General features: G+C 35.7%; 30 protein-coding genes. 22 read left to right on the forward strand and 8 right to left on the reverse strand.

Annotation, left to right across the window (positions count from 1 at the left end; translation table 11 throughout):
- The first annotated feature begins 198 nt into the window (after window positions 1–198).
- The 4 genes from CER22_RS07030 (at window position 199) to CER22_RS07045 (ending at window position 4956) form a co-directional block, all read left to right on the forward strand.
- Window positions 199–933 (forward strand): YwaF family protein, encoded by a 735-nt coding sequence (locus CER22_RS07030; protein ID WP_088608437.1) that lies wholly within the window; start codon window positions 199–201, stop codon window positions 931–933.
- Window positions 934–1021: 88 nt separating this feature from the next.
- Entirely contained in the window at window positions 1022–1888 is an 867-nt protein-coding gene (locus tag CER22_RS07035; protein WP_142293434.1) for an ABC transporter permease subunit, read from the forward strand.
- Window position 1889: 1 nt separating this feature from the next.
- The gene (locus CER22_RS07040) at window positions 1890–2894 is read left to right on the forward strand and encodes an ABC transporter permease (RefSeq protein ID WP_088608438.1); all 1005 of its coding nucleotides are present in this window, start codon (window positions 1890–1892) and stop codon (window positions 2892–2894) included.
- A gap of 139 nt (window positions 2895–3033) precedes the next feature.
- Entirely contained in the window at window positions 3034–4956 is a 1923-nt protein-coding gene (locus tag CER22_RS07045) for an FtsX-like permease family protein (protein ID WP_088608439.1), read from the forward strand.
- A 36-nt stretch (window positions 4957–4992) separates the two neighbouring features.
- Here CER22_RS07045 and brnQ2 read toward each other — a convergent pair whose 3' ends face one another.
- The 4 genes from brnQ2 to CER22_RS07065 all read right to left on the reverse strand — a co-directional run bounded on the left by brnQ2 (window position 4993) and on the right by CER22_RS07065 (window position 7596).
- Window positions 4993–6309, reverse strand: coding sequence for a branched-chain amino acid transport system II carrier protein BrnQ2 (gene brnQ2, locus CER22_RS07050; RefSeq protein ID WP_088608440.1), 1317 nt, complete (start codon window positions 6307–6309; stop codon window positions 4993–4995).
- Between the two features lie 217 nt (window positions 6310–6526).
- Window positions 6527–7096, reverse strand: coding sequence for a spore coat protein CotJC (gene cotJC / locus CER22_RS07055; RefSeq protein WP_000265275.1), 570 nt, complete (start codon window positions 7094–7096; stop codon window positions 6527–6529).
- A gap of 12 nt (window positions 7097–7108) precedes the next feature.
- Entirely contained in the window at window positions 7109–7372 is a 264-nt protein-coding gene (locus tag CER22_RS07060; protein WP_000194492.1) for a spore coat protein CotJB, read from the reverse strand.
- Between the two features lie 8 nt (window positions 7373–7380).
- Window positions 7381–7596, reverse strand: coding sequence for a spore coat associated protein CotJA (locus CER22_RS07065; protein ID WP_046957262.1), 216 nt, complete (start codon window positions 7594–7596; stop codon window positions 7381–7383).
- 48 nt (window positions 7597–7644) lie between these two features.
- Here CER22_RS07065 and CER22_RS07070 point away from each other — a divergent pair, with 48 nt between their 5' ends.
- Both CER22_RS07070 and CER22_RS07075 read left to right on the forward strand, forming a co-directional pair.
- Window positions 7645–8058, forward strand: coding sequence for a VOC family protein (locus tag CER22_RS07070; RefSeq protein WP_097891327.1), 414 nt, complete (start codon window positions 7645–7647; stop codon window positions 8056–8058).
- A gap of 14 nt (window positions 8059–8072) precedes the next feature.
- Window positions 8073–8852, forward strand: a complete 780-nt coding sequence (locus CER22_RS07075) for a DUF2935 domain-containing protein (protein ID WP_088608441.1) — start codon at window positions 8073–8075, stop codon at window positions 8850–8852.
- Window positions 8853–8869: 17 nt separating this feature from the next.
- Here CER22_RS07075 and ku read toward each other — a convergent pair whose 3' ends face one another.
- Entirely contained in the window at window positions 8870–9682 is an 813-nt protein-coding gene (gene ku, locus CER22_RS07080; protein ID WP_088608442.1) for a non-homologous end joining protein Ku, read from the reverse strand.
- Between the two features lie 350 nt (window positions 9683–10032).
- Here ku and CER22_RS07085 point away from each other — a divergent pair, with 350 nt between their 5' ends.
- From CER22_RS07085 to CER22_RS07100, 4 genes are all read left to right on the forward strand, one after another.
- Window positions 10033–10314, forward strand: a complete 282-nt coding sequence (locus tag CER22_RS07085; RefSeq protein WP_000733852.1) for a YkvA family protein — start codon at window positions 10033–10035, stop codon at window positions 10312–10314.
- An 11-nt stretch (window positions 10315–10325) separates the two neighbouring features.
- Entirely contained in the window at window positions 10326–10931 is a 606-nt protein-coding gene (locus CER22_RS07090) for a DedA family protein (protein WP_061677846.1), read from the forward strand.
- Between the two features lie 110 nt (window positions 10932–11041).
- Window positions 11042–11410, forward strand: a complete 369-nt coding sequence (locus CER22_RS07095; RefSeq protein ID WP_088062054.1) for a DUF3992 domain-containing protein — start codon at window positions 11042–11044, stop codon at window positions 11408–11410.
- Window positions 11411–11430: 20 nt separating this feature from the next.
- Window positions 11431–11775, forward strand: a complete 345-nt coding sequence (locus CER22_RS07100) for a DUF3992 domain-containing protein (protein ID WP_000525803.1) — start codon at window positions 11431–11433, stop codon at window positions 11773–11775.
- Between the two features lie 57 nt (window positions 11776–11832).
- Here the strand turns inward: CER22_RS07100 and CER22_RS07105 are convergent, their stop codons facing one another.
- A complete protein-coding gene (locus CER22_RS07105; RefSeq protein ID WP_088608443.1) occupies window positions 11833–12258 on the reverse strand; it encodes an S-Ena type endospore appendage in 426 nt (141 codons plus the stop codon).
- 362 nt (window positions 12259–12620) lie between these two features.
- On the opposite strand from CER22_RS07105, the gene CER22_RS07110 reads away from it, so the two are divergent.
- The 3 genes from CER22_RS07110 (at window position 12621) to CER22_RS32970 (ending at window position 15544) form a co-directional block, all read left to right on the forward strand.
- Window positions 12621–15083, forward strand: a complete 2463-nt coding sequence (locus CER22_RS07110) for a LamG-like jellyroll fold domain-containing protein (RefSeq protein WP_142293435.1) — start codon at window positions 12621–12623, stop codon at window positions 15081–15083.
- Between the two features lie 80 nt (window positions 15084–15163).
- Window positions 15164–15367 (forward strand): hypothetical protein, encoded by a 204-nt coding sequence (locus CER22_RS07115; protein ID WP_088608445.1) that lies wholly within the window; start codon window positions 15164–15166, stop codon window positions 15365–15367.
- A gap of 12 nt (window positions 15368–15379) precedes the next feature.
- Window positions 15380–15544: a hypothetical protein gene (locus CER22_RS32970; protein WP_075312097.1), complete on the forward strand. Its 165-nt coding sequence runs from the start codon at window positions 15380–15382 to the stop codon at window positions 15542–15544.
- Between the two features lie 34 nt (window positions 15545–15578).
- Here the strand turns inward: CER22_RS32970 and CER22_RS07125 are convergent, their stop codons facing one another.
- A complete protein-coding gene (locus CER22_RS07125; protein ID WP_088608446.1) occupies window positions 15579–16982 on the reverse strand; it encodes an amino acid permease in 1404 nt (467 codons plus the stop codon).
- A gap of 180 nt (window positions 16983–17162) precedes the next feature.
- Between CER22_RS07125 and CER22_RS07130 the strand changes: the two genes are divergently transcribed.
- The 9 genes from CER22_RS07130 (at window position 17163) to CER22_RS07170 (ending at window position 25010) form a co-directional block, all read left to right on the forward strand.
- Window positions 17163–18386, forward strand: a complete 1224-nt coding sequence (locus tag CER22_RS07130) for a cation:proton antiporter (protein WP_142293444.1) — start codon at window positions 17163–17165, stop codon at window positions 18384–18386.
- Between the two features lie 126 nt (window positions 18387–18512).
- Entirely contained in the window at window positions 18513–18827 is a 315-nt protein-coding gene (locus CER22_RS07135; protein WP_046956701.1) for a hypothetical protein, read from the forward strand.
- Window positions 18828–18856: 29 nt separating this feature from the next.
- On the forward strand, window positions 18857–19720 hold the full coding sequence (locus CER22_RS07140; protein WP_000648163.1) for a MurR/RpiR family transcriptional regulator: 864 nt from the start codon (window positions 18857–18859) through the stop codon (window positions 19718–19720).
- A gap of 296 nt (window positions 19721–20016) precedes the next feature.
- Window positions 20017–20901 carry an N-acetylmuramic acid 6-phosphate etherase gene (gene murQ, locus CER22_RS07145; RefSeq protein ID WP_088608447.1) on the forward strand — a complete coding sequence of 295 codons (885 nt, stop codon included), beginning with the start codon at window positions 20017–20019 and terminating at the stop codon, window positions 20899–20901.
- 24 nt (window positions 20902–20925) lie between these two features.
- Window positions 20926–22290, forward strand: coding sequence for a PTS transporter subunit EIIC (locus CER22_RS07150; RefSeq protein ID WP_000711311.1), 1365 nt, complete (start codon window positions 20926–20928; stop codon window positions 22288–22290).
- A 48-nt stretch (window positions 22291–22338) separates the two neighbouring features.
- Entirely contained in the window at window positions 22339–23403 is a 1065-nt protein-coding gene (locus CER22_RS07155) for a DUF871 domain-containing protein (RefSeq protein ID WP_088608448.1), read from the forward strand.
- A gap of 160 nt (window positions 23404–23563) precedes the next feature.
- Window positions 23564–23968: a DoxX family protein gene (locus tag CER22_RS07160; RefSeq protein WP_088608449.1), complete on the forward strand. Its 405-nt coding sequence runs from the start codon at window positions 23564–23566 to the stop codon at window positions 23966–23968.
- A 155-nt stretch (window positions 23969–24123) separates the two neighbouring features.
- Window positions 24124–24525 (forward strand): nuclear transport factor 2 family protein, encoded by a 402-nt coding sequence (locus CER22_RS07165; protein WP_088608450.1) that lies wholly within the window; start codon window positions 24124–24126, stop codon window positions 24523–24525.
- A complete protein-coding gene (locus tag CER22_RS07170) occupies window positions 24525–25010 on the forward strand; it encodes a PRK06770 family protein (RefSeq protein ID WP_088608451.1) in 486 nt (161 codons plus the stop codon). The genes CER22_RS07165 and CER22_RS07170 overlap by 1 nt, the downstream gene beginning before the upstream one ends.
- 34 nt (window positions 25011–25044) lie before the next feature.
- On the opposite strand, the gene CER22_RS07175 is transcribed toward CER22_RS07170, so the two are convergent.
- Window positions 25045–25956 (reverse strand): DMT family transporter, encoded by a 912-nt coding sequence (locus CER22_RS07175; RefSeq protein WP_088608452.1) that lies wholly within the window; start codon window positions 25954–25956, stop codon window positions 25045–25047.
- Window positions 25957–25973 lie beyond the last annotated feature (17 nt).

Raw genomic sequence — 25973 nt, forward strand, 5'->3', positions numbered from 1 at the left:
TTTCGTTCGTTTTAGTATCTACATTAAGTATAGAAGAGGTGAAGAATCTGACAAATCGTTTTAGCTTACAATAACCTTACAGTTTTGTAAGGTATGAATATGTAAATGTAAGGTAGAGCTTGTCCAAGTGTGAGCAAATGAATTGACTCGTCGTTTCTTTCTAACAATAATATTGTATGAAAGAGAGGAGGAGGCAAGATGGAAGCTTATTTTAGTGCGCATCCATTAAAACCATTTATTCCATACTCAAGGCAACATGTCCTTATATTATTTATTATGTTGGTGGGGATATTTTTTCTATATCAATACCAAGATTTATTGCGTCAAAATGAGTGGAATATAACGGTTCGATATGCGATTGCATTTTTATTTGTTGGGAGTGAAATTGGGCTCCATATGTGGGAATGGAAAGCGGGGATTTTTGAACTAGGCACTTCATTACCATTTGAGTTATGTACGATTAGTTTATTGTTAGCATCGATTATGATTGTAACGAAAAGTTACCGCATATATGAGATTGTATTTTTTACAGGAATTATCGGTGCATCACAAGCTATTATAACGCCGAACGTGCAATATGCTTTTCCACATTTTCGCTTTATAGAATTCTTCGCCGCACATGTATTACTCATTTGGTCACCACTCTTTATGACGTGGGTAGAAGGATATAGACCGACCTTGCAATCAATTAAGCGTACGATGATATTTTTAAACATAATAATTCCAATCGTTTCTTTTGTGAACTACAAAACAGGTGGCAATTATATGTTTTTAGCTCGTAAGCCAGAAACTGCTTCATTACTCGATATGTTAGGGCCACACCCTTACTATATTATTTCATTAGAAATAGCTGCGCTTATTGGATGTTTTATTTTGTATATGCCGTTTGCGAAAAGAGAAGGGCATGCGCATAAAGAATCACTAGGATCATAACCTAGTGATTTTTTTATTTGAATATTTACAATTCAGAAAATTAAGAATAAAATTAGAGGGTAAATTATATAAAGAGAGAAGGGAAAACGTGGTCAAAAAAGTTTTTCTGAATGGGATGGAAGTGACGGTTCAATTTATTATTTCGATTTTGGGTATTATTTGTTTAGGAGCATTGCCGACATTATTTTATGGATTTGAGCTGCATGTATCAAAGTACATACAGAGTTTAAAAGAAGTGTTTGTGAACTTAATGGATATCTCCAATTTTCAATATGTGAGAGGTAAATTTTTATTTCCGCAGTTGTTCGTCCATTATAAAGAAACGATTGTGATTTTTTTGGCGGCTTTTTTCATTTCATTATTTGTAGCATTTTGTATTGTTTATGTCATTATGAGTAGTTCACCGCGTATACAGCATCGCATTAAATCATTTCTCATCTTCCTAGAATCTATTCCAGACATTCTTCTTATTTTAGTATCACAAATTTTAGTTGTATGGTTTTTTAAAAGTACAGGTTTTTTACCTTTTCAAATTGCGTCAATCGGAGGCGAATCGATTAGAGGATTGCCGATATTTTGTTTGAGTATACCGACTACGATTTTGTTTGTAAAAATGTTAGTGCTTCGTTTTGAAAATGAGCTAGAAAAAGATTATGTACTATTTGCTAAGGCGAAAGGGCTGAATCGTTTTCATATTTTAAATCGTCATGTTTTACGAAATGTGTTGCTTAGTACACTTTTCTTTGCGAAAACGAATATCTTTTTTATGTTATCTAATTTATATATTATAGAATGGATTTTTAATACGGGTGGTATTTTTATTTTTTTGAAATCGTATGAGAGTATTAGGGTTGAGGTTTTCATCGTTAGTGTGCTGCTTATTTATATTCCGATTTTTATTTTGTTTAAAGTGTTTCATTATCTCATTCCAGCTGCGATGAAGGAGAGACTATAATATGTGGACGTATATAAAACGCGATAAAAGATTTTGGATAAGCATTGGTTTTCTTCTCATATTAGTTCTTTTGAGCATCGGAAATACGATATGGAATGATGGACATATTAGACAAGTTACATTGCAATATGATGCGGATGAAAATCCACAAGTGCCACCGTTTTCACCTTCATTACAATTTTTACTTGGGACAGACCGGAAAGGATACGACCTGTTACATTTAGTCATTGAAGGTGCGAAGTGGACGATTGGTATATCTATTTTAATTGCGGCACTTAGAATGGTGATAGGTGTGTTTTTTGGTGTTGTGCTTGGAACATATGTAAAAAGAGGGTTTTCAAAAATCGAGGCTTTTTTTGATAGTTTTACAGTTATTCCAACAGTTATGATTGCGTATTTTTTTCTTCACCTTGCAAATGCATTTGGGAGTGGAGAGGAAACAACAACCTTTTTTGAAAGAGCTTCGTTTCAAGTTTTATTACTTGTAATGCTTGTGATGCCAGTTATTGCACTGTATGTTGCGAAGGAAGTCCGTAAATTGAGAACCGAAGAATTTATTGAAGCTGCGTGCATATTGGGTGGATCGAGAAGGCACATTGTTATAAAGCATATTTTCCCGCATCTCTATATGACGTTTATACTTGTATTTTTTCAGCAGTTTACGCAAACTCTTACTATTTTACTGCACTTAGGATTACTGGAAATATTCTTTGGTGGAACAGTTCAGTTTTTAGGACCGATAGAAGAAATAGAATCATACACGCATGAATGGTCAGGTTTAATTGGAGTCTATTTTAGATCATTAACAGTGAATCCATGGATTCCTCTCGTTCCCATTACATTTTTTGGACTTACTATTTTTTCAGGAAATATGATTGTAAAAAGTATAGAAGAGGCGATGATGAAAGTAAGGTTAGGAGGAGAGATAAAGAAGGACGCTATAGAAGAGGAACAATCTGCTGTGCAGTCAAAAGAAGAGTTATTTACTTTTAAACATACGATGTGAAGAACCTAGGAAACTAGGTTCTTTTATTTTGCTATATTACAATATCGTAAGAGAGATGTAATGAAAATCGATAGGGGAGAAATACAATTTCGTATACACTTCATGTATAGAGAAATGCGAGAGCGGGTGAAGGTGTACGATGGATTTTTTAGAAGTATCAAAACGTAGCATAAAACGAAATATGAAAGATTATTTTCTATACTTTATTTCATTAGTAGGCAGCATTATTATTTATTTTACATTCGTATCGATTAAACGAAATGAAAGTGTAGTAGCTCTTTTAAAAGAGTCGGATAAAGTGGAAACGACATTTACGTTTGCACAAATATTGTTAATTATCTTTTTAACGATATTTATTTTTTATTGTAATAGCTTCTTTTTGCGAAAGAAGAAAAAAGAAATTGCGCTATACAGTTTATTAGGTATCCGTAAAGAAGAAATTGCGAAGTTACTCTTTTATGAAACGTTATTAGTTGGTGGTGCGGCAAGTGTGTTAGGTATTCTTGCTGGTTTATTTATAGCGAATATGTGCGCAGGGCTTCTTGTGAAGCTAATGGGAAGTGCGTTTACGTTCACATTTACGATTTCATTTTTATCTATAGTAGAAGTTCTTATAACGATAGGCGCAATTTTCTTTATTGCATCATGGAAAAGTAAAAAGTTAATTTATGAGCATCGTTTAGTTGAATTACTATATGGTGAAAATCAGAAAGAAGAGGCACCTACGTATGCAAGTGAGAAGGCAAAACGAGCGATTGCTTTATTAATTACAGGTTATATCATTGCGCTACTTACACAAATCTTTGGGTTTGGGGCCATTTTCATTACAGGTCTACTTATTTTTGGTTGTATTGTAAAAGGTACGTTTTTACTATTTGAGCAATATACAGTGAAATCACTCCATAAAATAAAGGGAGATAAAACGAAATATTGGAATGGAACGAACATTTTATCGATTTCTTCATTGTTCTTTAGAATAAAAGGGAACGTAAAGATGCTGGCGCTATTATCTTTATTAAGTGCGGTAACATTATGTACGATTGGAATTAGTTCTAGTATGTATTATGGAGCGCAGAAGACAGCGGCATTAATGAATCCAGTTAGTTATGAATATGTAACAACTGGAAAAGGATTAGATAAGAAAGTTAGAGAAGAAATTCAAAAGCATGAGTTAGCAATTAAAAATGAAACGTCTGTAGCTATGCTGTCTATGCAAGGGAAGATAGATGGAAAACAAATATTAACAGGGTATTTAATAGGTAATGGTAATGTACAAGTTATAAAAGTGACAGATTATAATAAATCAGCTTCTATGTTAGGCAATAAACAAGTTATTCTCGGTTCTGAAAAGGAAGTTATTTTATTAGATCCATATAAATCATATAACATCGAAAAGAATTCGCTTGAAGGAAGTAATGTGTCCTTTGAAGGGATGAAGAGTGGTTTAACAATCGTTGATCACCGCGAAGAAACAGTTGTTAGTGCGAAACTTGCACCAGTGGGGCTTGTTGTTCGAGATTCGCTATTTAATAAGTTGCAGCAAGGAAAGGATGTTTCAACAGTTAGCGGATTTATCGTTGAAGGAAACGGTAATAGAGAGCTAACGAAAGAGCTAGGGACAATCATTCCTAAAGAAGTGAAATTCCAATCATTTGAAGAGGCGAGCCAATCTGAATTGCAAGATGGTGCAGTATTATTATTTGCTAGCGTATTTTTAGGGATTGTTTTTATTCTTGCAACAGGTTGTATTTTATACTTTAAACAAATAACAGAAGCGATGGCAGAGCGACCAGCGTACGGAATGTTAAAGAAAATTGGACTAACGAAAAAGGAAGCAACAGAGTCTGTAAGAAAGCAAGTGGGGGCGATATTCGTAGTACCATTACTGCTGGCAATATGTCATACATTCTTTGCATTTTTAAGTTTGATGGGCTTTACAGGAATGTTTGAATATAGCCTTCCTTTACTAGGCAGTATAGGTGTGTATATAATCATATACTTTAGTTACTATACGTTAACGGTCCGTTCGTACACAAATATTGTATGTAGCGATAGAAAATAAAAAAGAAGCAAGCATGGAGTTCATGCTTGCTTCTTTTTATTTTGTAGAAACTTCACCTTCAGCTTCAGCTTGGGGAATAAAGTATCCAATTATACCACCGATGATTGCTGGAATAATCCAACCAATTCCTAAGTTATAAAAAGGAATGGTGTGTACGATATTAGCGATAAAACTTGGTATCAATTCCACATTATCAAGTGCATGAATACAGCTAATAATGAATGCTGCGATCATTGCTCCGATGTAGACAGAAGGTTTACGTTTCGTATATTTATCAATAAATGATACGAAAATTAAAATGATTGTAATTGGATACAAAATGATTAATACAGGTAATGTAATTTTTATTAGTAAGCTTAATCCTAAGTTTGAAATAACGAAGCTAAAGATACAAACGTATAGTACGAGTTTCTTATATGAAACGTTTGTTAGTACTGTTGCAAAATAGTTTGCGAACGCACTTACAACACCAATTGCTGTCGTTAAACAAGCAAAGATAATGGCGATACTTAATAAAACATTACCGCTTGTCCCAAAGAATTGGTACATAACAGTAGCTAATAGTTGACCACCGTTCTCAAATTGTCCTAAGTTGCCGTTTGAAGCGCCGATATAACCGAGTAAGAAATAAACAATTGTTAAGAATAAGGCTGCAATGCTTCCGCAAATAATTGTATATTTCGCAATTGATTTCTTCTCTTGTATACCGTTTTGGCGAATTGCATTTACAACAATCGTTGATAATACGAGAGCACCGATTGCATCTAACGTTAAAAATCCTTCAAGAAATCCTTTGAAAAATGGAATTTCTTTATAGTCACCAACAGGTTCTGCAAATGTTCCTGGTGAAAGAATCGCTTTTGTTGCCATAATTGCAATAATTCCAAGTAAAATTGGTGTTAATATTTTTCCGATATGATCTACTAATTTTGATGGATTTAATGATAAGAAGTAGACGACTGTAAAGAAAATTGCACTAAAGATTAACATAGAGTACCATTGGTCCGGGAAAAGTGGTGCAATCCCAATTTCGTAAGATACAGATCCAGTTCGTGGAATAACAAATAGTGGGCCGATTGAAAGATAAATAATGATAGCGAATATTGCTGCGAATTTTGGATGAACACGGCTTGCTAAAGTGTTAAAACTACCACCGGCAAGGGCAACAGCGACGATAGCAAGTAAAGATAAACCGACGTCTGTAATAATAAATCCTGTAATGGAGACCCACATATTTTCTCCGGAAAAAAGACCGAGAAGGGGCGGGAAAATCATATTACCAGCACCGAAGAAAACTGCGAATAGTAATAAACTAATCGAAAGTATTTGCGCTGGTTTTAAAGTTGTACGCATATAAAGAAAATCCTCCTAATGAGTGTTTTTGTCGAAAATTCAAATAATTTGTCGAGTAACTGTTACTATTTTAAAGGTCTGATGACTAGAAAGCAATAGGGAATTTTGAAAATATTAAAAAATAATACATTAAATCGAATAAATATACTATTTATATCTTCAATAGGAAGGATTTAACTTTGAACGTAAAAAAACACATATCACTAGGATACGTGTTTTAAAAAAATATTTTTTTATCACGTTCTTCTTTTAATATTTCAACTGCTTCTCGGAACCGTTGTGAATGGACAATTTCTCGTTCACGTAAGAAGCGTAGGCTGTCATTTATATCTGGATCATCTGATAAGTTAATGAGCCATTGATATGTTGCGCGTGCTTTTTCTTCAGCTGCGATATCTTCGTATAAATCGGCAATTGGATCACCTTTAGCCTGTATATAGGTTGCAGTAAATGGAACACCAGCAGCATTATGGTAATGAAGTGCACTATCATGATCAACATAATGAGGATCAAGTCCAGCAGCCTTCATTTGTTCAGGAGTTGCATCTTTCGTTAGTTTATAAACCATCGTAGCAATCATTTCAAGGTGAGCAAATTCTTCTGTACCAATATCAGTAAGTAGGCCAATGACTTTATCAGGAATTGTATAACGTTGATTTAAGTAACGTAGTGCAGCGGCTAGCTCGCCATCTGCACCGCCGTATTGCTCAATTAATAATTTTGCAAGTGCTGGATTGCAAGTTCCCACTTTAACTGGGTATTGTAATTTCTTTTCATAAATCCACATAGTTTCTCTCCTTTATATTTGCCATGGCCAAGGACCTTTGCTCCATTCCCAAGGAGCATTAGAATAGCTGTTTCCAAACTGTTGGAGTGGCCCGTATTTTTCTTCCATCTTTTGTTTTAATACTCGCCGTTTATAGGAAAAATCATTAAATTGATTAATCGCAGCGGTGTCATCTGGATGTGTATCTAAATAAAGAGTGAGTTCAACTAGTACAAAGTCCAGTTCTTGAAGCTCCAGTAAAAGCTGATAGTATTCTTCTGGTAGCGATTGAGTCACGTCAGTAGTCACCGCCCTTTTTTATAAGGATTTTCATAATAGTCATAAAAAATAGGCCATAAAGTCCCTTTTTGTAGCGCTTCTTTTGGCGTGAATTGTGGTAAGTTTGGCGGTTGAAAGCCTAAAAATAAATTAGGAGGAGTAGAATAATATTTTTTTCCGATAGGAGGACAAGGGTCGAGAGGACTATGATAGGGCACGAATGATCTCATATATTTATTCACGAATAAACCTCCTTACATGTTCATTACTACGTATTGTATTCAGACATAATGAGCATTTATGACACATATAAAAAAGTAATAAGTACAGGGGGAATGAATGTGGAGAATGTAAAGAATTTAATTGTGTTAGAAGTAAAGAACTTAAAGGAAACTCTGTATTTTTACGAAGGGATTTTAGGAATAACACCTAGTTCAGAGAGGCCGCAATTAGATATTACAGGGGTTTGGTATGATACCGATTCAACGAGAATTAGTTTTGTTATGAATCGCAGCTTGGGCGGGCGTGAGAAGAGTGTTACGGACTCAGTTGATGTTCTAACGTTTTCAATTTCTAACATAGAGAATGTAAAGAAGAGGTTAGTATTTTATAAAATTGCATATACAGAAAACAAAAGTGAGAAAAGTATTGTAGTACAAGACCCAGATGGATATAAACTTCAAGTGGTAGAGAAGGATGAATAAACGGAGGGGATTTAGTGGAGAGAAATTATGAAGAAAGTGCGTTGTTTGAGCATCAATTTTGGCTAAAGGTACTTACTGATCATGCACAATTTTTACTTGATGCATTAGCTCCGAAGGAAAAAGCGGATATAAAAAAAGCTACTTACTTTGTTGAAACATTTACGAACCTGTTAAATAAAGTTCGGAATGTGAATCTGATGGCATTCTCAAAAGAGGCAGAACAAGCTGCAAAGGAAATTCGGACGTTTAAATTAAGTATTATACAGAAGCAGTTGGAAGGGAAAATTACTATTCATTTTACACCAACTTTTATTAATCATATGGTAAACGAAGTGGAAGAGTATATAACGGTTTTAGAGTTTTTGAAGAAAGGGGAAGTTCCGCCTGTTTTTCATGAATTGCATTATCATCTCGTTTGGTTAACGGATGCGGCTGGTCATGCGGGCTCTATTTCTGGTGGGCTAGATCTTGTTGAAAAAAGATTAAAAGAGAAAAGCGAAGAATTTACGAAGCATTTTGAACAATTTTACTTAAAGGCAGTTGAGATGACTGGGTATTTACGAACGGAGCTTCATCATTTTCCAGCATTAAAGAAGTTTACAAAAGATGTTTCACTTGAATTGAAATTATTTTCGCATTTTTTACATGAAGTGGAAGAGCTGGAGTTATCGCATGAAGTATTAAGTGCACTATCAGCTAGAATGGCAGATCATATGGCAAGAGAGGAATGTTATTATTTATTAAAATTAGCTCAATCATCTGGACTCGAAATGCCGAAATGTAATCCGCTTTAAAGAACAAGAGGTCAATTTCATTTGGCCTCTTGTTCTTTTTTGTTTTCTCTTTTTATTTTTGCTTGTTCAATGCTTGCCTGTAATGTCTCCATAATATTAATGATGTTCGGAGCTGGAGAGATTGTTTCAGTTTTTTCCTGTTGTTCAATTTTATTCTCGATTAATTCGGTAAGGGCTTCTGCATATTCATCTATATACATTTCTTGTTCAAAAGGATTTGTAAGGTGGTGGATTAAATTAATTGCTGCGGTGAGTTCTTGTTTTTGGATAGGGTAATTTTCATTACTTGGTAAGTTAGGTGTATTTGTTATATCGCGAATTTCATTAGGGTAGTGGATGGTTTGTAACATAAGTCCATCTTCAAAGTTACGGATAATAGCTAAATGTTGTTTTTTTCTAATAGAAATATGAATAAGCCCAAGTTTATTTGTACGTTCAAGAGCTTCTTTTAATAATAAATATGATTTTTCATGTCCTGGGATAGGGCCTATAAAATAAGAACGGTCATAAAGAACAGAATCGATTTCGTTATTTTGGATAAAAGATATAATACGAATGGATCGTGGTTCGTGAGCTTTTTGCAACGCAGCTAATTCTTTTTCATCAATAATGATGTATTTATGAGGTGCATATTCATAGGCTTTTACAATATCTTTATCATCAATTTCTTCATCCGTACAATCAGGAGCAAATTTTTTATATTTAATAGGTGTTAAGCATTCTTTATGGAGACTTAAAAATTTTATATCGGTTTCTTCTACGGCGCTATATAGTTTAATTCCTATATTTAATAGTCCGAGTGAAAGTGCACCTTTCCATACGGTATGCAAATGAAACCTCTCCTTTCATTCAAAAATGATTATGTATATTATGAGATAGTAAGAAATTTCCTATACGTTTTTTGTTTTTTACGGAAGGGTAAGCAGGAGGGATTGGGATATAAAATATATTGACAAGCCCTCTGAAATATTTTAATGTGAGTGTATAAAATTGTGTATAAAGGGGAGTAACTTATTACAATAAAGTCGTCATTACAGGGAGAAACCCTCGGCTTTATTGGCAACGTTTCGTTGTTAGTGAGACCTTTACCAGCAATGGTAAAGGCCCCTTATTGTCTTTTTTAGGACCCTTACCATATTTGGTAGGGTCCTTTTTGTATACAAAGAGAGGAGAAATAAAAATGAAAAAACTTATTAGTAGATTAAGAGTTGTATTTCATGTCCGTCGTTTCGTTCCATTCCTATTTGACTTTTTTACTTCAAAAGAGGTTTCAATAAAGAAGAAAATTTTATCTGTTGCTTTTTTAGTTGGGTATGTTGCGATGCCGCTTGATTTAATTCCAGACTTCCTGCCGTTTATCGGTATTTTAGATGATATTGGAATTGTGTTATTCATTTTGAACCGAATTGTAAAAATGGCGCCAGTTCAATTACAAGAAAAGCATAACGTAAACGTAGGATAGGAGTTAAAAATATGGAGCAAATTATTTTAGATATAATTGAGTTTTTAAAGCAGTTTTCTTATTTTGGAGTTGTGTTAGCATTAACGTTTGAATTTATTCCAGCAGAAGTAGTGTTGCCCATGGTTGGATATTGGGTGTACGAGGGGGATATGAATTTTTGGCTAGCTGTATTAGCTGGAACACTGGGGGGAACGACAGGACCATTAACGTTATACGCACTCGGTTATTACGGTGGTCGTCCTCTATTAATAAAGTACGGGAAATACTTCTTTATTAAAGAAGAACAAATTCAAAAAGCAGATGATTTCTTTGAGAAATATGGACCAGTTGTAGCATTTGTTGGACGCTTTGTGCCAGGGGTTCGAACGCTTATTTCTGTTCCATGTGGAATGGCGAAAATGAACATATGGAAATTTAGTATATATACATTTGTAGCAATGTTCCCGTTAACGACTTTGTATATTTATTTTGGGATGAAATTAGGTCCGCATTGGGAAAAAGCGGCGGATGTTGTTGGACAATATATGTTACCGATATTACTAGTCGTAGTTATTGTTGTAGGTGGTATTTTAATCTATAAATTTATGAAAAAAAGAAACAGAACGGAATCTATCTAGTCATTAGTACAGGAGTTGTCTTATTTTTTGAAAATAGATGAATAGTACAGGCAAAAGACTCTGAGGGACATACACATATAAGGAATAAGTAAGAGAGAGGGGAAACTTCTATGTCTTGTGAATGCTCAGGGGCGGCATTAACGTGTTGTCCAGATAAAAATTATGTGCAAGATAAAGTGTGTAGTCCATGGTCTGCTACTGTAGTTGCAACAGCAATTGATAATGTTCTTTATACAAATAATATTAACCAAAATGTAGTTGGTACTGGTTTTGTTAAATATGATGTTGGCCCAGGTCCAATTACTGTAGAAGCGCTTGATTCTGCTGGGGCTACAATTGATACACAAACATTAAACCCAGGAACGAGTATTGCTTTCACGTATCGTCGCTTTGATAGTATACAAGTTGTGTTACCTGCAACACCTGCTGGAACGTATCAGGGAGAATTTTGTATTACAACACGTTATCCACTTTCATAGCAGAATAGGAGAGGATCAAAATGGGAATGAGAAGTTCCGGTTTGTCTTGTTGTTCTAATAAAACACTTGTGCAAGATCAAGTATGTACAGACTGGTCTATTACAGGTGCTGGTACTCAAATTGTATATACGAATAATATTACACAAGAAGTATATGGTTCAGGTTATGTGAAATATGATGTAGGCGCGAATCCCATTACAGTTGATTTTTTAGTAGGTGCTACAGTAGTTGATACAATTACTGTACAACCACAAAGTAGTGGTACTTTCACTGTACGATATTTTACGACTGTCCGAATTACTACGACAGGAACAACTGTTAATCAAGGAGAGTTTTGTATTACTGTACGTTATCCAATTTCATAAAAAAGCATACCGTAAATGGTATGCTTTTTTTATTAAGGACGTAATGAAATTGGTATTCTATAAGCAACATGTAAATTGGCAACAGTACTTACCTTCTAAATATAGTGAAGGATTACTTTGTATATTGATAATCCTGACTGACTCTAAGTCTTTTCCTGTGTACGATATTGTATTACCAGGAAACACAGTGAAAACATTAGTTACTGCTCCAGTGATTTGAATTGTAATTGCTTCTGTGCTGCTAGTACTATTGTAAACCGAGACATTACCTGATATAAGTAGTATCCCATCACTTTGCCATAGTATCATTGACTGTAATGCACCTTTGGCAGATGGGATGGTGTTATTAGTTATGAGGAAATTCCCTGCAAATTCATTAGTTACTCGCTCGCAATTTGGATTTGGGGGAGGGGGCGGTGGACAAGGGTCTGGACAAATAATAGATAAAGGAGCGAAACAGCCAATATTTCTTTTATTCTTCAATATACCCCCTCCTTTTAAGTTGTCTTTTACTACTATTAAATGTAGAAGCATGGCCGATGTGTTAAAAAAGAAGGAAATGTTAAAAATTAAGATTGTCCAATAGGCTTAAACTTTAATTTATCATTAGTGTTATAGAAAAGATTATATGTGAATAGTCATAGGAAAAGAATGATCAGACTCTTTTAGACAAAAGGTGGTTGTATACAATAGTACGAGGAATGTACGAGGAATGTTGGACTTAACTTCTAATTAACTGTATATTTACAAAAATCTAATAAAATTAATTTGTTATTTAAACGGCATTAATATGTTTTAGATAAAATAGCCCTTGTAATGAATCAATTATTATGAGGAGGATTCACGTGGAAAGAACTATTTTACGAAAAGTAAAAGGCCTTATTGGATTATTAATGGTTTTTGTATTAGCGTTCGTATCATTTCCGTGGAGTACATCAGTCAAAGCGGAAGAGAAGAAGCAAGAAAAGGCACCAAGTGAGAAGAAGATCGTTTTTCCAGTCGTAAGTGATGTACATATTAAAAATAGTGGAACGGATGATACGTTTCGCTGGAAACGAGCAATCGAGCAACTTAATACACTTGCACCTAAACAAGATGCGTTCGTAATTGTGGGAGACTTTACTGATTCAGGATCGGTACAACAATATGATCGTTTCATGCAAGTATATAATGAAAATGCAAATAAAGATGCGGTACGAATGAATTCTCTAGGCAATCATGATTATTGGAACGGTTTATCTGTAGAAGGAGCGCAGAAGCGTTTCTTAGAAAAAACAGGTATGAAATCAATTTATTATCATAACGTGGTAAAGGGTTATCACTTCCTTGTTATGTCTCCAGAGGACGGGACAACTCATGGATATTATTCAGATAAACAAATTAATTGGTTAAAAGAAGAAATGGAAAAGGCACAAAAAGATGATCCAGAAAAGCCGATTTTCGTATTTTTACACCAACATATTAAAGATACAGTATACGGTAGCCAAGAATGGGGAACAAAAGATAGTGCGAAAATTAATGAGGTATTAAAACAATACCCACAAGTTATTACGTTTTCAGGTCATTCACATTATCCGTTAGATGATCCAAGATCGATTCATCAAAAAGACTTTACATCAGTTGGCACATCTTCAGTAAGTTATATGGAGGTTGAAGGTGGTAAAGTACAAGGAAATATCCCGTCAGGAGCTAGTACATTAAGCCAAGGTTTATTAGTAGAAGTAGATGATAAAGAAGTAACGATTAATCGCCGTGATTTCCATACAAATTCTTGGACAGGCGAGCCTTGGAAAATTAAATTACCATCAAAGAAAGACACATTTACACATGTAGAAGATCGTGATAAAGAAAAGCCATACTTTGCAAAAGATGCGAAGTTGTCGGTATCAAATGTAACAGAAAATGCAGCAACAGTAACATTTCAGCAAGCGTTGGACAACCTTCTTGTTCATTCTTACCGTGTACAAGCGAGAGATAAGCAAACGGGAGAAATAAAGAATAAATTGTTAGCATTCTCAGAGTTTTATCGTGATCCAGTGCCGAAAGAACTGACATTTACGCTTGCAGGACTAGATGGCGGGAAAACATATACACTGGAAGTCGTTGCGATCGATTCATTCGGCAACGAAAGTGTACAACCATTAACGGCAGAGATTACTACGAAAAAAGATAATATTGACCCGAATGTGAAAGTACCAAAGGCGGATGTTTTTGATGTAAACTTTGCAGATGGTACATTTAAAGACAATTCATCATTTGGTACAAAAGGTGATGTTAAGGGTAATGTGACTATTGAATATGATAAAGTGTTGAAAAAGAATGTTATGAAGCTAAACGGAAAAGCAAATACATTTGGATACCTTCCATTTTCAGCAGCACAAAAAGAGAAAGTAGCAAATACATTTACATTAGAAACTGTGTTTTCAATGAATGAAATTCGCGGACAAGGTATTTTACAAAATACAGAGAGCGGCGGAATTGGTTTTGAATCTACAGGAAGTGGTTATGTAGAATTATGGGCTCATATTGGTGGAAGTTATAAACGTGTTGGCGTTCAATTAGAGGCTAATAAAACGTACCATTTAACAGGAACGTATAACGGAAGTGAAGTAGCAATTTACGTAGATGGTAAAAAAGTAAATAGCCAACCAGCTACAGGGAAAGTATATCACCCGAACGTACCATTTGCGCTTGGGGCAGACCCTGATAGTAATGGGAATGGTGGTATACCGCTAAATGGACAAATTGCGCTTGCAAAATTATATAGTAAAGCATTAAGTTCTTCAGAAGTATTAGCAGCGTATAATGAGTTTTCTAATCGTACAAAATTAGAGCAAGTAAACGCGTTATATGAAGAGCTTGGGAAAGTGAAAGAAGTGTTAGCTGGTACGTATGAGTTTGGTGACAAACCAGGTCAATATTCAAAGGAAGCATTTCAAGCACTAGAGAAAAGCTATAACACTGCAAAGCAAGCATTTGAAAATGTAGGAAGTACTGGAGAGCAAATCGTTCAAGCGTATAACGAATTAAAAACAGCTAATGTAACATTTGTACAATCTAAAGTAGCAGAAGAACAACCGAAAACACTGAAAGAAAAATTACAAATCAATATTGAAACTGCAAAAGCAGTAGTGAAAAAAGCGCAAGCTGCAAATGTAACGGACGGTTCAGTGAAATCATTGAGTCAAAAAATTACAGTGGCAGAAGCTGTATTAAAAGATGCGAAAGTAAAAGATGCACAAGTAGAAACGATGAATCGTACGATAGAATATGCGATTTCACTCGTTGAAAAAAGCATAAGCAAATAAGAGAGAAGAAAAAGAAGCTTATCATGATAGGCTTCTTTTTTGTTATACTAAAAATAGCATAGTATGAGGGAGCGAATAATTTGGAAGAGAAAAAGCTAAAAAGAATTCTTGAATATTTATGGATCGCGGTTGTGCTCCTTGTAGGATATTATTTCTTAAAAGAGAAAAGTATATGGGTTCTATTTTTAATGACGTTTTTATTAGCGGGTTTAGGCACGTTATTTATTAACTTCTTCTTTGATAGTTTAAATGCATGGAAGAAGAAAAAGAAGGGAACGAAGTAAAGGAGGGAACATATGCAAAAGTGGAAGCTTATATATCAGGTGATTATTTTCCTATTGCTTGTAGGTATTGGCGTTTTTAAATACGCCACACCGATAGGAAATTGGGCATCGTTTACAGCTTGCATCGGCATGTTTTTCATTTTACAATCGTTAACGAAAAAAAATAATCAGACATGAAGGTTGCTCGCCGTTTTATCGGCGAGCTATTTTGTTATGCTTTTTTCTTTTCATCATTTGTTTTTTCAGTAGCTAAATGACTATGTTTTCTAGAGTAGAAGAAATAGAAGCATAAGCCGACTAGAAGCCAAACTGCAAAGCTTATCCATGTCGTTTTAGACAAATTGATCATTAAATATAAACAGCAAAGAATTGCAACAACTGGTAATACAGGTACGAAAGGTGCGCGGAATCCACGTTTTAAATCAGGATGTGTTTTTCGTAAAATAAGTACAGCGCAGCAAACGAATGTGAATGCTGTTAACGTACCGATGTTTACTAAATTCGCTAGTAAATGTAAGTCTAAAAGTCCTGCTAATAAAGCTGACACAACGCCAGTAATCCACGTGTTTAATAAAGGGATTTTTACTCTTTTATTCACACGTGCTAACGCTTTTGGAAGTAAACCGTCGCGGCTCATTGCATACGAAACGCGAACTTGTCCATACATAACGACTAAGAGAACGGTTGTCATTCCAGTCATCGCCCCAACAGCGAGTAGTCCTGCAATTGTATCTTCGCCAACGAAATGTAAGGCAAACGCAACCGGATCAGAAACATCTAATTGTGTATACGGAACCATACCTGTTAAAACGAAAGATACAATCATGTATAAAACAGTACAAATAAGAAGGGAACCGATAATGCCAATTGGTAAATCGCGCTGTGGTTTTTTCGTTTCTTCTGCAGCGGTTGCGATTGCATCAAAGCCTAAGAAGGCGAAGAATACAGTGGCAGCCCCAGTAATGATACCGTCGTATCCGAATGGAATGAACGGAGTCCAATTTTCAGGTTTTACATATTTTGCCCCTGCTACGATAAAGGCGATAATAACAGCTAACTTGATAAGAACCATAATATTATTAATGCGTGCGCTTTCGCGTATACCGAAACTTAAAAGTCCCGTAATGAGTAGTAAAATACAAACAGCCGGTAAATCGATAATACCGCCTTTTCCTACGCCAGGGGCCGAGGCTATTATGGTGGGCAGATGGATGTTAAATCCTTGTAGTAAAGATTGTAAATAACCAGACCAACCGACAGCTACTGCCGCGACTGCAAGTAAATATTCGAGCATTAAACACCAGCCGACGATGAAGGCGACGACTTCTCCGACTGTCATATATGCGTAAGTGTACACACTTCCTGAGACAGGAATAGAAGAAGCAAATTCAGCATAACAAAAGGCTACACAAGCACAAGTAAATGCAGCAATAAGGAATGATAACATAATACCAGGACCAGAATGTTTCGCTGCGACAATACCTGTTAATACAAAGATCCCTGTCCCAATTACGGCGCCAATTCCTAAAAATGTTAAATCAAGTGCAGTTAAGGTTCTATCTAACTGCCGTGGTGATTCAGTACTAAGCGGTTTTTTTCGTAATAATGACTTCACTTTGGACTCTCCCCCCGTTTTTTCATTTCCATAACTGCGAATATAGTATGAGCCCACTAGAAAAGAGTATGTAAGTAAATGGAGGTACAGTTATGGTAGGTTGTTTTTTAAAATTGCTGGATTAATTTTATTATAATTCAGAATATTTTGTCAAATAAAAATGTGACAAATAAAATGCGAATGAATAGGGGAAACTACTGGCAGGAATGGACGAGGGTTAACAGAGTGACAAAACCACTCATAAAAGTTTTACTTTATAAAGTAGGAGAAGATGTTATGTTATTTTATTTTGAACTTGTCGTCATTTTACTTTGTACGAAATTAGCTGGTGATATTAGCGTTAGGCTTGGCCAGCCTTCTGTACTTGGTAAATTAATCGTTGGTATTATTATCGGTCCGGCTGTGCTTGGTATTATTAATAGTTCTGAACTCATTGATGAACTGAGTGAAATTGGTGTTTTACTACTTATGTTTATGGCAGGACTTGAAACAGATTTAGAAGAGTTAAATCGAAATTTGAAATCTGCATTCGCAGTAGCGATGGGAGGAATTATTTTCCCATTCCTTGGTGGGTATTTAGCAGGACTTGCGTTCGGAATGTTACAGTCGCATGCGATCTTTTTAGGGTTATTACTTTGTGCCACGTCGGTTAGTATTTCTGTTCAAACACTAAGAGATTTAGGGAAAATGAATACGAGAGAAAGTACGACGATTTTAGGGGCAGCTGTATTTGATGATGTAATTGTTGTTATTTTATTAGCATTTGTGATGAGTTTTTTAGGTACACAAGATGTAAATGTAACGCTTGTCATTGCAAAGAAAATTATCTTTTTTGTAAGTATCGTTTTCATCTCTTGGAAAGTTGTTCCATGGATTATGAAAATGCTCGTACCACTTCGCGTAACAGAAGCGTTAATTAGTGCAGCTCTTATTATTTGTTTCTCATTTTCGTATTACAGTGAAATGATGGGGATCGCAGGTATTATTGGGGCATTTGCAGCTGGAATTGCCATTTCGCAAACAGAGTATAAGCATGAAGTAGAACATAAAATTGAACCGATTGCTTATGCGATATTTGTACCAGTGTTCTTCGTAAGTATTGGAATGGAAATTACATTTCATGGTATCGGAAGCCAGCTTTGGTTCATTATCATCATGACGCTTATTGCAATTTTTACAAAGTTAATCGGATCAGGTTTAGGAGCAAGACTGACAGGGTTCAACCTTCAATCTTCTATTAGTATTGGTGCGGGGATGGTTTCGCGCGGAGAAGTGGCGCTTATCATCGCAGCGAATGGACTTGCGACGAATTTATTAGCGAAAGAAAATTTCACAGCGATTGTTATTGTTGTTATATTAACGACGATTATTACGCCGCCGCTTTTGAAGAAGTATTTTGTATAGAAAGGAAGAGCTTATCTGATGTAGGTAAGCTCTTTTTTATTGGAAAAAAGCAATAGTCATGTGGCGTGAAAGGTTTGTAATTATGGTAAAATCTATGTATGTGATATGACAAAGAGAGGGATGTGTTTGAGGATTACGAAGGGAAAGATTATAGGTGTAATTATACTTCTTGTATTGTGCATACCATTTACTGCATGGAAAGAATCAAAAGTGAAAGATTTTCCGGTTTCTATTTTCTCGGAAGAAGCAGATGGTGAGTACGACCAGAAGCTGAAATATACTGCTTTTTTACCTGATGTTGCGATTTGGATGAACGGTTGGGAAAAGAAGTGGACAGAAGGGGAAAGAACTGTTTATCAAAAAGGGAATCGCATTGTAAATGTGTTTCATCCTCCTGGCGATGATGGTTTTTACCTTCTTGAAGCAAGAGAAAATAAGTGAACGCAACCGTAAGAAGTGGAGGTTAAATAGTGAAAGCTTCAACATTACTATTTAAAATTGAAAGTAATATGGATCAATTTTCACCAGCTGAAAAGAAGGTTGCCATGTACATAATGGAGAATGCAGAGATTGTTCCGAACTTAACGACGAAAGAAGTGTCAACGAATGCAGGCGCGAGTGAAGCAAGTGTTGTTCGCTTTTGTAAGTCAATTGGAATCGGAAGCTTTAAAGCATTTAAAATCGCGCTCGTTCGTGAATTGACGATTGCTGATTATAATATTAATGATTTTTCAGTTATGAATACGGAAGATGGACCGTATGATTTGTTTAATAAAGTTACGTATGTGAATAAAGCTGCAATTGAGGCGAGCGTTACTGCGATAGATAAAAAGGAACTTGAGAAAGCTGCAGATCGTATTGTAAATGCAGATAAAATTATATTTTATGGAGTAGGCGGATCAGCTACTCCTGCGATGGACGGGGCTTATAAATTTACAAGGCTCGGATTTACAGCGATGATGCTATCAGATTTTCATATGATGTTGCCGCTTGTGACGAATTTAAAAGAGGGCGATATATTTGTTGCCATTTCAACATCTGGTCGTACGAAAGATGTACTTGAAATGGCGCAATATGCGAAGAGACAAGGTGCAACAGTTATTGCGATTACAAAGCTTGACCAATCATCACCTTTATATAAAGAAGCGGATATTCGTCTTTGTATGCCAGATGTAGAGCAAGATCATCGTATTGCGAGTATTGCTTCGAGAATGACACAGCTGAATATGATTGATGCTTTATATGTGATTACTTTTAATCGTATTGGTAATAAAGTGCTGGATCAATTTATGGAGACAAGGGAAGAAGCTCTACGGTTACGGAAGTTAAAATGAGAAGATGGGGGAACCCATCTTTTTTTTGCGTACTGACATAAAGTGAAACTTTAATAAGTGGGGGGCATCCCCCACTTATTATTAGTTGAACCAATCGGACTTTTACAGGCAGTTGATCCCCCACCTATCTTCTTTGTTTTCGCTGAATTTGAGGTGGGGGTCTTACTGCCAGTTAAAGTGGGATAAATTCGTCATGAAAAGAAATAAAATTTCATAAAATAATAAAGTAATATTGATTTTAAATTTCTTAAAGTTATAATGAAAGTATGAAATTAAATTTCAAAGCAGGTGATAATATGTTAGAAAATTTATCGACAGAACATCGTAATGAGAAGACGATGAATTTAGATGAGATGAGTATAAAAGAAGTGTTACAAAGTATGAATGAAGAAGATCGAACTGTTGCGTTAGCAGTTGAAAATGAAATAGAAGAAATTGAAAAGGTTGTACAGATTGTCATTAAATCCTTTGAAGATGAGGGACGATTAATTTACATTGGGGCTGGTACGAGTGGCCGTTTAGGTATTTTGGATGCGGTGGAATGTCCGCCGACATTTGGCACAGATGATAAAATGGTACAAGGATTTATAGCAGGTGGATTGAAAGCGTTTACTAAGGCGGTGGAAGGTGCAGAAGACCGCGAAGAGTTAGCAGAAGAAGATTTAAAAAGTATTGGATTAAATGAGAAAGATACAGTGATTGGAATTGCGGCAAGTGGTCGAACTCCTTATGTAATTGGCGGTTTGAAGTACGCGGCTAGCGTGGGAGCGAGCACGGCGAGTATTTCTTGTAATAAAAATGCTGAAATAAGTAAATATGCAAAACTAAATGTGGAAGTAGAAACAGGCGCAGAAATTTTAACAGGCTCAACGCGTTTGAAAGCTGGTACAGCGCAAAAATTAGTACTTAATATGATTTCAACAGCTTCTATGATTGGTGTGGGGAAAGTATATAAAAACTTAATGGTAGATGTTCAATCTACAAATGAAAAGTTAGTAGAACGATCAAAACGCATTATTGTGGAAGCAACAGGTGTGAGCTATGAAATAGCAGCAGAGTGTTATGAAAAAGCAGAACGTAATGTGAAAGCTGCGATTGTTATGGTGTTACTACAGTGTGAGTATGGGGAAGCACTGAAGAAATTAAAAGAAGCGAAAGGGTTCGTGAAGAAGGCACTATAAAATAATAGGGAGGGGGATTCTATTATGAAGAAAGAAGAGAGAATGGCCAAAGAAATATCAGAGCAACTTGGGGGAGTAAAAAATATTCGTGGCATTGCTCATTGTATGACGAGGCTGCGATTAACGCTTCATGATGAAAGTAAAGTGAATATGGACCTTTTGAAAAAGGTTGAAGGGGTTATGGGCGTTATTGAAGATGAGACGCTTCAAGTTGTTGTTGGCCCAGGGACAGTAAATAAAGTAGCAGCTGAAATGGAAGGTTTAACGGGACTGCGAATCGGTGAGGTGGCAGATCATCACCTTGAAGACCTTGGGCAAGAAATGAAGTCAGAGATTAAGAAGAAAAATAATACACCAGTGAAAAACTTTTTAAGAAAAATAGGAAGTATTTTCATTCCGTTAATTCCAGGTCTTGTTGCCTCAGGAATTATAAACGGGGTCGCTAACTTTGCGAAAAACGCAGGTGCTGATCCGAATGCAACGTGGCTACAAATGCTACTACTCATTGGTGGCGGTATCTTTACATTCTTAGGAATTTTAGTCGGCTGGAATACAGCGAAAGAATTTGGCGGGACACCAGTTCTTGGGGCGATTGCGGGTATTTTAATTTTTAACCCGGCGATGGCGAATGTAAAATTATTTGGTGAAGCGCTCGTACCCGGACGGGGCGGATTGTTTGCAGTTATTTTTGCAGCATGGCTTATGGTTGTAGTAGAAAGACAAGTTCGAAAAGCAGTGCCAAATGCAGTTGATATTATCGTGACACCGCTCATTACTGTGTTAGTCGTAAGTATTGTAACGATGTTAGCCATTCAGCCGGTAGCAGGTTTCTTATCTGAAGGAATTACAAGCGGAATTAATGGTATTTTAAGTATTGGCGGCGCATTTGCGGGAGCAGTACTTGCTGGAACATTTTTACCTCTCGTTATGGTCGGATTGCATCACGGTTTAACACCAATTCATATGGAATTTATTAATCAAACGCACGTAACACCTTTATTACCAGTACTCGCGATGGCTGGAGCTGGGCAAGTAGGAGCAGCGATTGCCATCTATGTGAAAACGAAAAACAAACGACTTCGTAACGTAATTAAAGGTGCATTACCAGTTGGATTTTTAGGAATTGGCGAACCGTTATTATACGGGGTTACATTACCACTTGGGAAACCGTTTCTTACAGCTTGTTTAGGTGCAGCAGTTGGCGGTGCATTCCAAGCAGTTATGAAAACAGCCGCACTCGGAATCGGTGTATCAGGATTATCATTAATTCCGTTAATTGCTGATAATAAATATTTATTATATTTCCTTGGATTAGTAGTGGCATATACTTTCGGATTCATTTTTACGTACTTCTTTGGCTTTAAAGAAGAAATGGCAGAAAACATATAGAGAAAGGGATTCCTTTCTCTTTTTCTATTCATAGAAAGGGAGATTCATATGATAGGAGTTTCAATTTATCTTTCAAAAGAACGAGTAAAGAAGCAAGAAGAGTGGCTAAAAGTAGCGAAGGAAAACGGGTTTTCATCTATTTTTACATCACTTCACATTCCTGAAGATGATCCTGGTACGTACAAAGAGCTAATTCAAATACTTGGGAAACAAGCGCTCAAATATGAAATGGAATTAATGGTCGATGTTTCTCCAAAATCGTTACATCATTTAGGGATGACGTATGAAAATGTGGAGGAGCTATTAGACTGGGGCATTACAGGCTTAAGAATGGACTACGGCATCACGCCGAAAGAAATCGTACGCGTATCTCATAAAATGAAAGTAGCTTTAAATGCGAGTACGATTACAGATTCATTTTGGAAAGAGTTAATCATAGAAAATATAAAAGTAGAGAATGTAGAAGCGTGGCATAATTTTTATCCGCGTCCAGAAACAGGACTAGCAAAGTCCTTTTTACAAAAACAAAACGAATACTTACATGAGTGCGGAATAAAAACGATGGCATTTATTCCGGGAGATGGTGAAAAACGTGGTCCGCTATGTGAAGGTTTACCAACGTTAGAAAAGCACCGCAATATGCGCCCACTTGAAGCGTACTTAGAACTTGTACAAGATTGTGGTGTCGATAAGGTGTTAATCGGGGATATAAGCGGAAGTATAGAAAGTGTACAAGAGATAGCGAGTGCGAGTAGAGGAATTATTCCGCTGCGATACGAGCCATTGATAGAGAAAAGTGAAGTGTTAAAAGTGGTGGAGCGAGTGCATACAAATAGACTAGATCCAGCTCGTGATGTCATTCGTTCAGTTGAATCAAGAGAAGGAAATAAAGTGATTTTAAAGCCGATGCATACAATTGCAAGAAAGAAAGGCAGCATTACAATTGATAATGAATTGTACGGTAGATATGCAGGAGAGATGCAAGTTGCCACACATGATTTGCCTAAAGATGAGAAAGTGAATGTTGTTGGCATGGTTGTAGAAGAGGACTTGTCTTTATTGCCGTATGTTGGCGCTGGAAAAATGTTTCAACTTTTTTGTGCAATAGAGTAAAAGCTTGAATTAGCACTATTCTGTAGGAAAACATTATCCGTAAAAGGGATAATGTTTTTTGTTTTCTTAAAAAAAGTATTTGACGAATGAAATGAAATACCGTATTGTTTTGACTTGTGAATAAAAGTTCACCATAACAAAACAAAAAGGAGAGTTCAAAATGAACCAATATATTGGGAATTTAATTATTCGTATCGTGTTAGGAGTGACATTCTTTGCGCACGGTTTAGCGAAGTTTCAATCAGGTATCGATAACGTAGCAGGATGGTTTACAAGCATCGGCTTACCAGGTGGTCTTGCATACGGCGTAGCAACAGTTGAATTAGTTGGTGGTATATTATTAATTATCGGTTTAGGCGTAAGATATGTAGGACTATTATTCGCTCTTATTTTAGCTGGGGCTATCGTAAAGGTAAATGGAGCAGCAGGTTTATTAGGAGATGGAAAGAATCCAGGGTATGAATTAGATCTTGCATTATTAGCAATGGGTGCGTATTTATTCGTTGTAAAAACAGAAGGATATGTAGATCGTTTCGTAAAAGAGAAAGTAATGAAAGCGAAGTAAACTTATTTATAAATTGTTGACTTGAATCATAATTGTAACTATAATGATTACAACTAGTTGATTAAGAATAAAACAATATAAATATTTTTTTACACAAGTTGTAACTGAGGTGGTTACGACTTGTGTAAAAAATAAATAAAACGGGAGGAAGTAACATGCCTAAATCAAATTTAGAAATTATTCGAAGCACGTATGAAGGATCAGCTTCTTCAAATGCAAAACATTTAGTAGAAGCCCTCTCTGAAAAAGTAGAATGGACAGAGGCAGAAGGATTCCCGTACGGGGGAACTTATATAGGTGTAGAAGCAATAATGGAAAATGTATTTAGCCGATTAGGATCAGAATGGGATGATTTTAAGGCGAGTGTAAATATGTACCATGAAGTAAAAGGAAAAGATGTAATTATTGCTGAAGGTGTTTATTCAGGAGTTTATAAAGAAACGGGAAAATCATTTGAAGCAGAGTTTGTTCATGTATGGCAACTGGAGAACGGAAAAATCGTGAAGTTTAAGCAGTATGTAGATAGTCATATTGTTAAGGAAGCGATGAAGAGCTAATGCTTTTTAAATGGATTGTAGGCATATGTATTACAATTATAGTAATCATCTCGTCTATAGTTGGTGGAAAGAAATTGCTTGCATATGTAGAAAAAGAGAATAAAAATATTCAAATTGAGCAAGCGGAAAACGAAAAAGAGAAGAAAGTTGCAGAAGAATCTCCACAAGCTAGTGAAGGTGAAATTATTTCTACTATGCATAAAATGGTGCACCAAAAAGTAAAATCCTCCGAAAAATGGGGATTTTTAGAAATGACAAAAAAGGAAATTTTTAATGTAAAAAGAGATATTGAAAATAGTACAGGTTTTCAATATAAAATGAAGTTATTTTCTATTATAAATAGATGGGAAAAAGGAGATTTTTCTCAAACTGTTGAGGAGCACAACTTTTTATGGAGCCTTCAAGGTGGAGATACTGGCAAGGCGACGGAACGTTTATCACCAGAAGAGGAAAAGCGGTATATAAAAGAAATGAAGAGTAAATAAAAACATCGCCACCCGGATGACGATGTTTTTTTCATTAAGAATGTTTTCGCATTAAAGCTCTAGTTGGCTGAACAGTAACCGTTTTGAAATGAGAAAATAAATAACATCCCGTCACAACGATCATTGTCCCGAAAATTTGTATCCACGTTAGTTCTTCTCCGAGGAAAAGGAATGCTAAAATAGCTGTGAAAATCGGATTGAAGTTTAGAAAAATACCGGATGTAGTCGCTCCTAATTTTTGCACGCCAATATTCCAAAACACCATACAAAGAACGGTAGAAATAAGCCCTGTATATAAAAGAGATGTTAGGAAAGAAGTGTTTATGTTTGTAACAGTGAAGCTTCCTATGTTAAATGGCAGTAATAGAATAACGCCGAAAATTCCTGAGTATAATGTTGCCATAAGTGGTGTCGTTGTTTTTGTTGCCCATTTACTACAAACAGAATAGATTCCCCAAATACAAACAGCCGCAATCATCCATAAATCGCCGCTATTAAAATGTAGTGAAAATAAAAGTGCAAAGTTACCTTTCAATAGGACAAGAATAACCCCAAAGAATGAAAGAATCATGGATAGAATTTGAAGTGTATTTACTTTTTCTTTTAGAAATAATACTGAAAATAGTGCAATTGAAATCGCATTTAATGTAGAAATAAGCCCTACATTCGTTGCGGATGTTTTTTCTAGTGCTAGAAATTGAAAGATGTTAAAAAGAGCGACCCCTGAGATTCCCATTAGTATTAACGGAAGTATTGCGGCACGAGGTGGAATGATTTTCTTTTCTTTAAACCATACGATCGGTAATAAACAAACGATCGCAATCATCCATCTTAAACTTGTTAGTGTCATCGGTGATGCATGATCAACGAGCGATTTTCCAACGACGAAATTTCCTCCCCATAATAAGCTCGTTAGTAATAGTAAAAAGACATAAAAATAAGGCATATTAAAATCCCCTTTGT

Origin of the sequence: Bacillus sp. K2I17 (assembly GCF_002209985.1) — a bacterium.
Taxonomy (GTDB): Bacteria; Bacillota; Bacilli; order Bacillales; family Bacillaceae_G; genus Bacillus_A; species Bacillus_A wiedmannii.

Excerpts from the sequence above, each read along its gene's own strand:
- CER22_RS32970 (WP_075312097.1), top strand. The coding sequence starts at position 15,380 with ATGCAAAAGTGGAAGCTTATATATCAGGTGATTATTTTCCTATTGCTT.
- CER22_RS07095 (WP_088062054.1), top strand. The coding sequence starts at position 11,042 with ATGTCTTGTGAATGCTCAGGGGCGGCATTAACGTGTTGTCCAGATAAA.
- CER22_RS07170 (WP_088608451.1), top strand. The coding sequence starts at position 24,525 with ATGCTTTTTAAATGGATTGTAGGCATATGTATTACAATTATAGTAATC.
- CER22_RS07160 (WP_088608449.1), top strand. The coding sequence starts at position 23,564 with ATGAACCAATATATTGGGAATTTAATTATTCGTATCGTGTTAGGAGTG.
- CER22_RS07155 (WP_088608448.1), top strand. The coding sequence starts at position 22,339 with ATGATAGGAGTTTCAATTTATCTTTCAAAAGAACGAGTAAAGAAGCAA.
- CER22_RS07085 (WP_000733852.1), top strand. The coding sequence starts at position 10,033 with ATGAAAAAACTTATTAGTAGATTAAGAGTTGTATTTCATGTCCGTCGT.
- brnQ2 (WP_088608440.1), bottom strand. The coding sequence starts at position 6,309 with ATGCGTACAACTTTAAAACCAGCGCAAATACTTTCGATTAGTTTATTA.
- CER22_RS07150 (WP_000711311.1), top strand. The coding sequence starts at position 20,926 with ATGAAGAAAGAAGAGAGAATGGCCAAAGAAATATCAGAGCAACTTGGG.
- CER22_RS07100 (WP_000525803.1), top strand. The coding sequence starts at position 11,431 with ATGGGAATGAGAAGTTCCGGTTTGTCTTGTTGTTCTAATAAAACACTT.
- CER22_RS07090 (WP_061677846.1), top strand. The coding sequence starts at position 10,326 with ATGGAGCAAATTATTTTAGATATAATTGAGTTTTTAAAGCAGTTTTCT.
- murQ (WP_088608447.1), top strand. The coding sequence starts at position 20,017 with ATGTTAGAAAATTTATCGACAGAACATCGTAATGAGAAGACGATGAAT.
- CER22_RS07070 (WP_097891327.1), top strand. The coding sequence starts at position 7,645 with ATGAGCATTTATGACACATATAAAAAAGTAATAAGTACAGGGGGAATG.
- CER22_RS07165 (WP_088608450.1), top strand. The coding sequence starts at position 24,124 with ATGCCTAAATCAAATTTAGAAATTATTCGAAGCACGTATGAAGGATCA.
- cotJC (WP_000265275.1), bottom strand. The coding sequence starts at position 7,096 with ATGTGGATTTATGAAAAGAAATTACAATACCCAGTTAAAGTGGGAACT.
- CER22_RS07130 (WP_142293444.1), top strand. The coding sequence starts at position 17,163 with ATGAATAGGGGAAACTACTGGCAGGAATGGACGAGGGTTAACAGAGTG.
- CER22_RS07175 (WP_088608452.1), bottom strand. The coding sequence starts at position 25,956 with ATGCCTTATTTTTATGTCTTTTTACTATTACTAACGAGCTTATTATGG.
- CER22_RS07040 (WP_088608438.1), top strand. The coding sequence starts at position 1,890 with ATGTGGACGTATATAAAACGCGATAAAAGATTTTGGATAAGCATTGGT.
- CER22_RS07030 (WP_088608437.1), top strand. The coding sequence starts at position 199 with ATGGAAGCTTATTTTAGTGCGCATCCATTAAAACCATTTATTCCATAC.
- CER22_RS07045 (WP_088608439.1), top strand. The coding sequence starts at position 3,034 with ATGGATTTTTTAGAAGTATCAAAACGTAGCATAAAACGAAATATGAAA.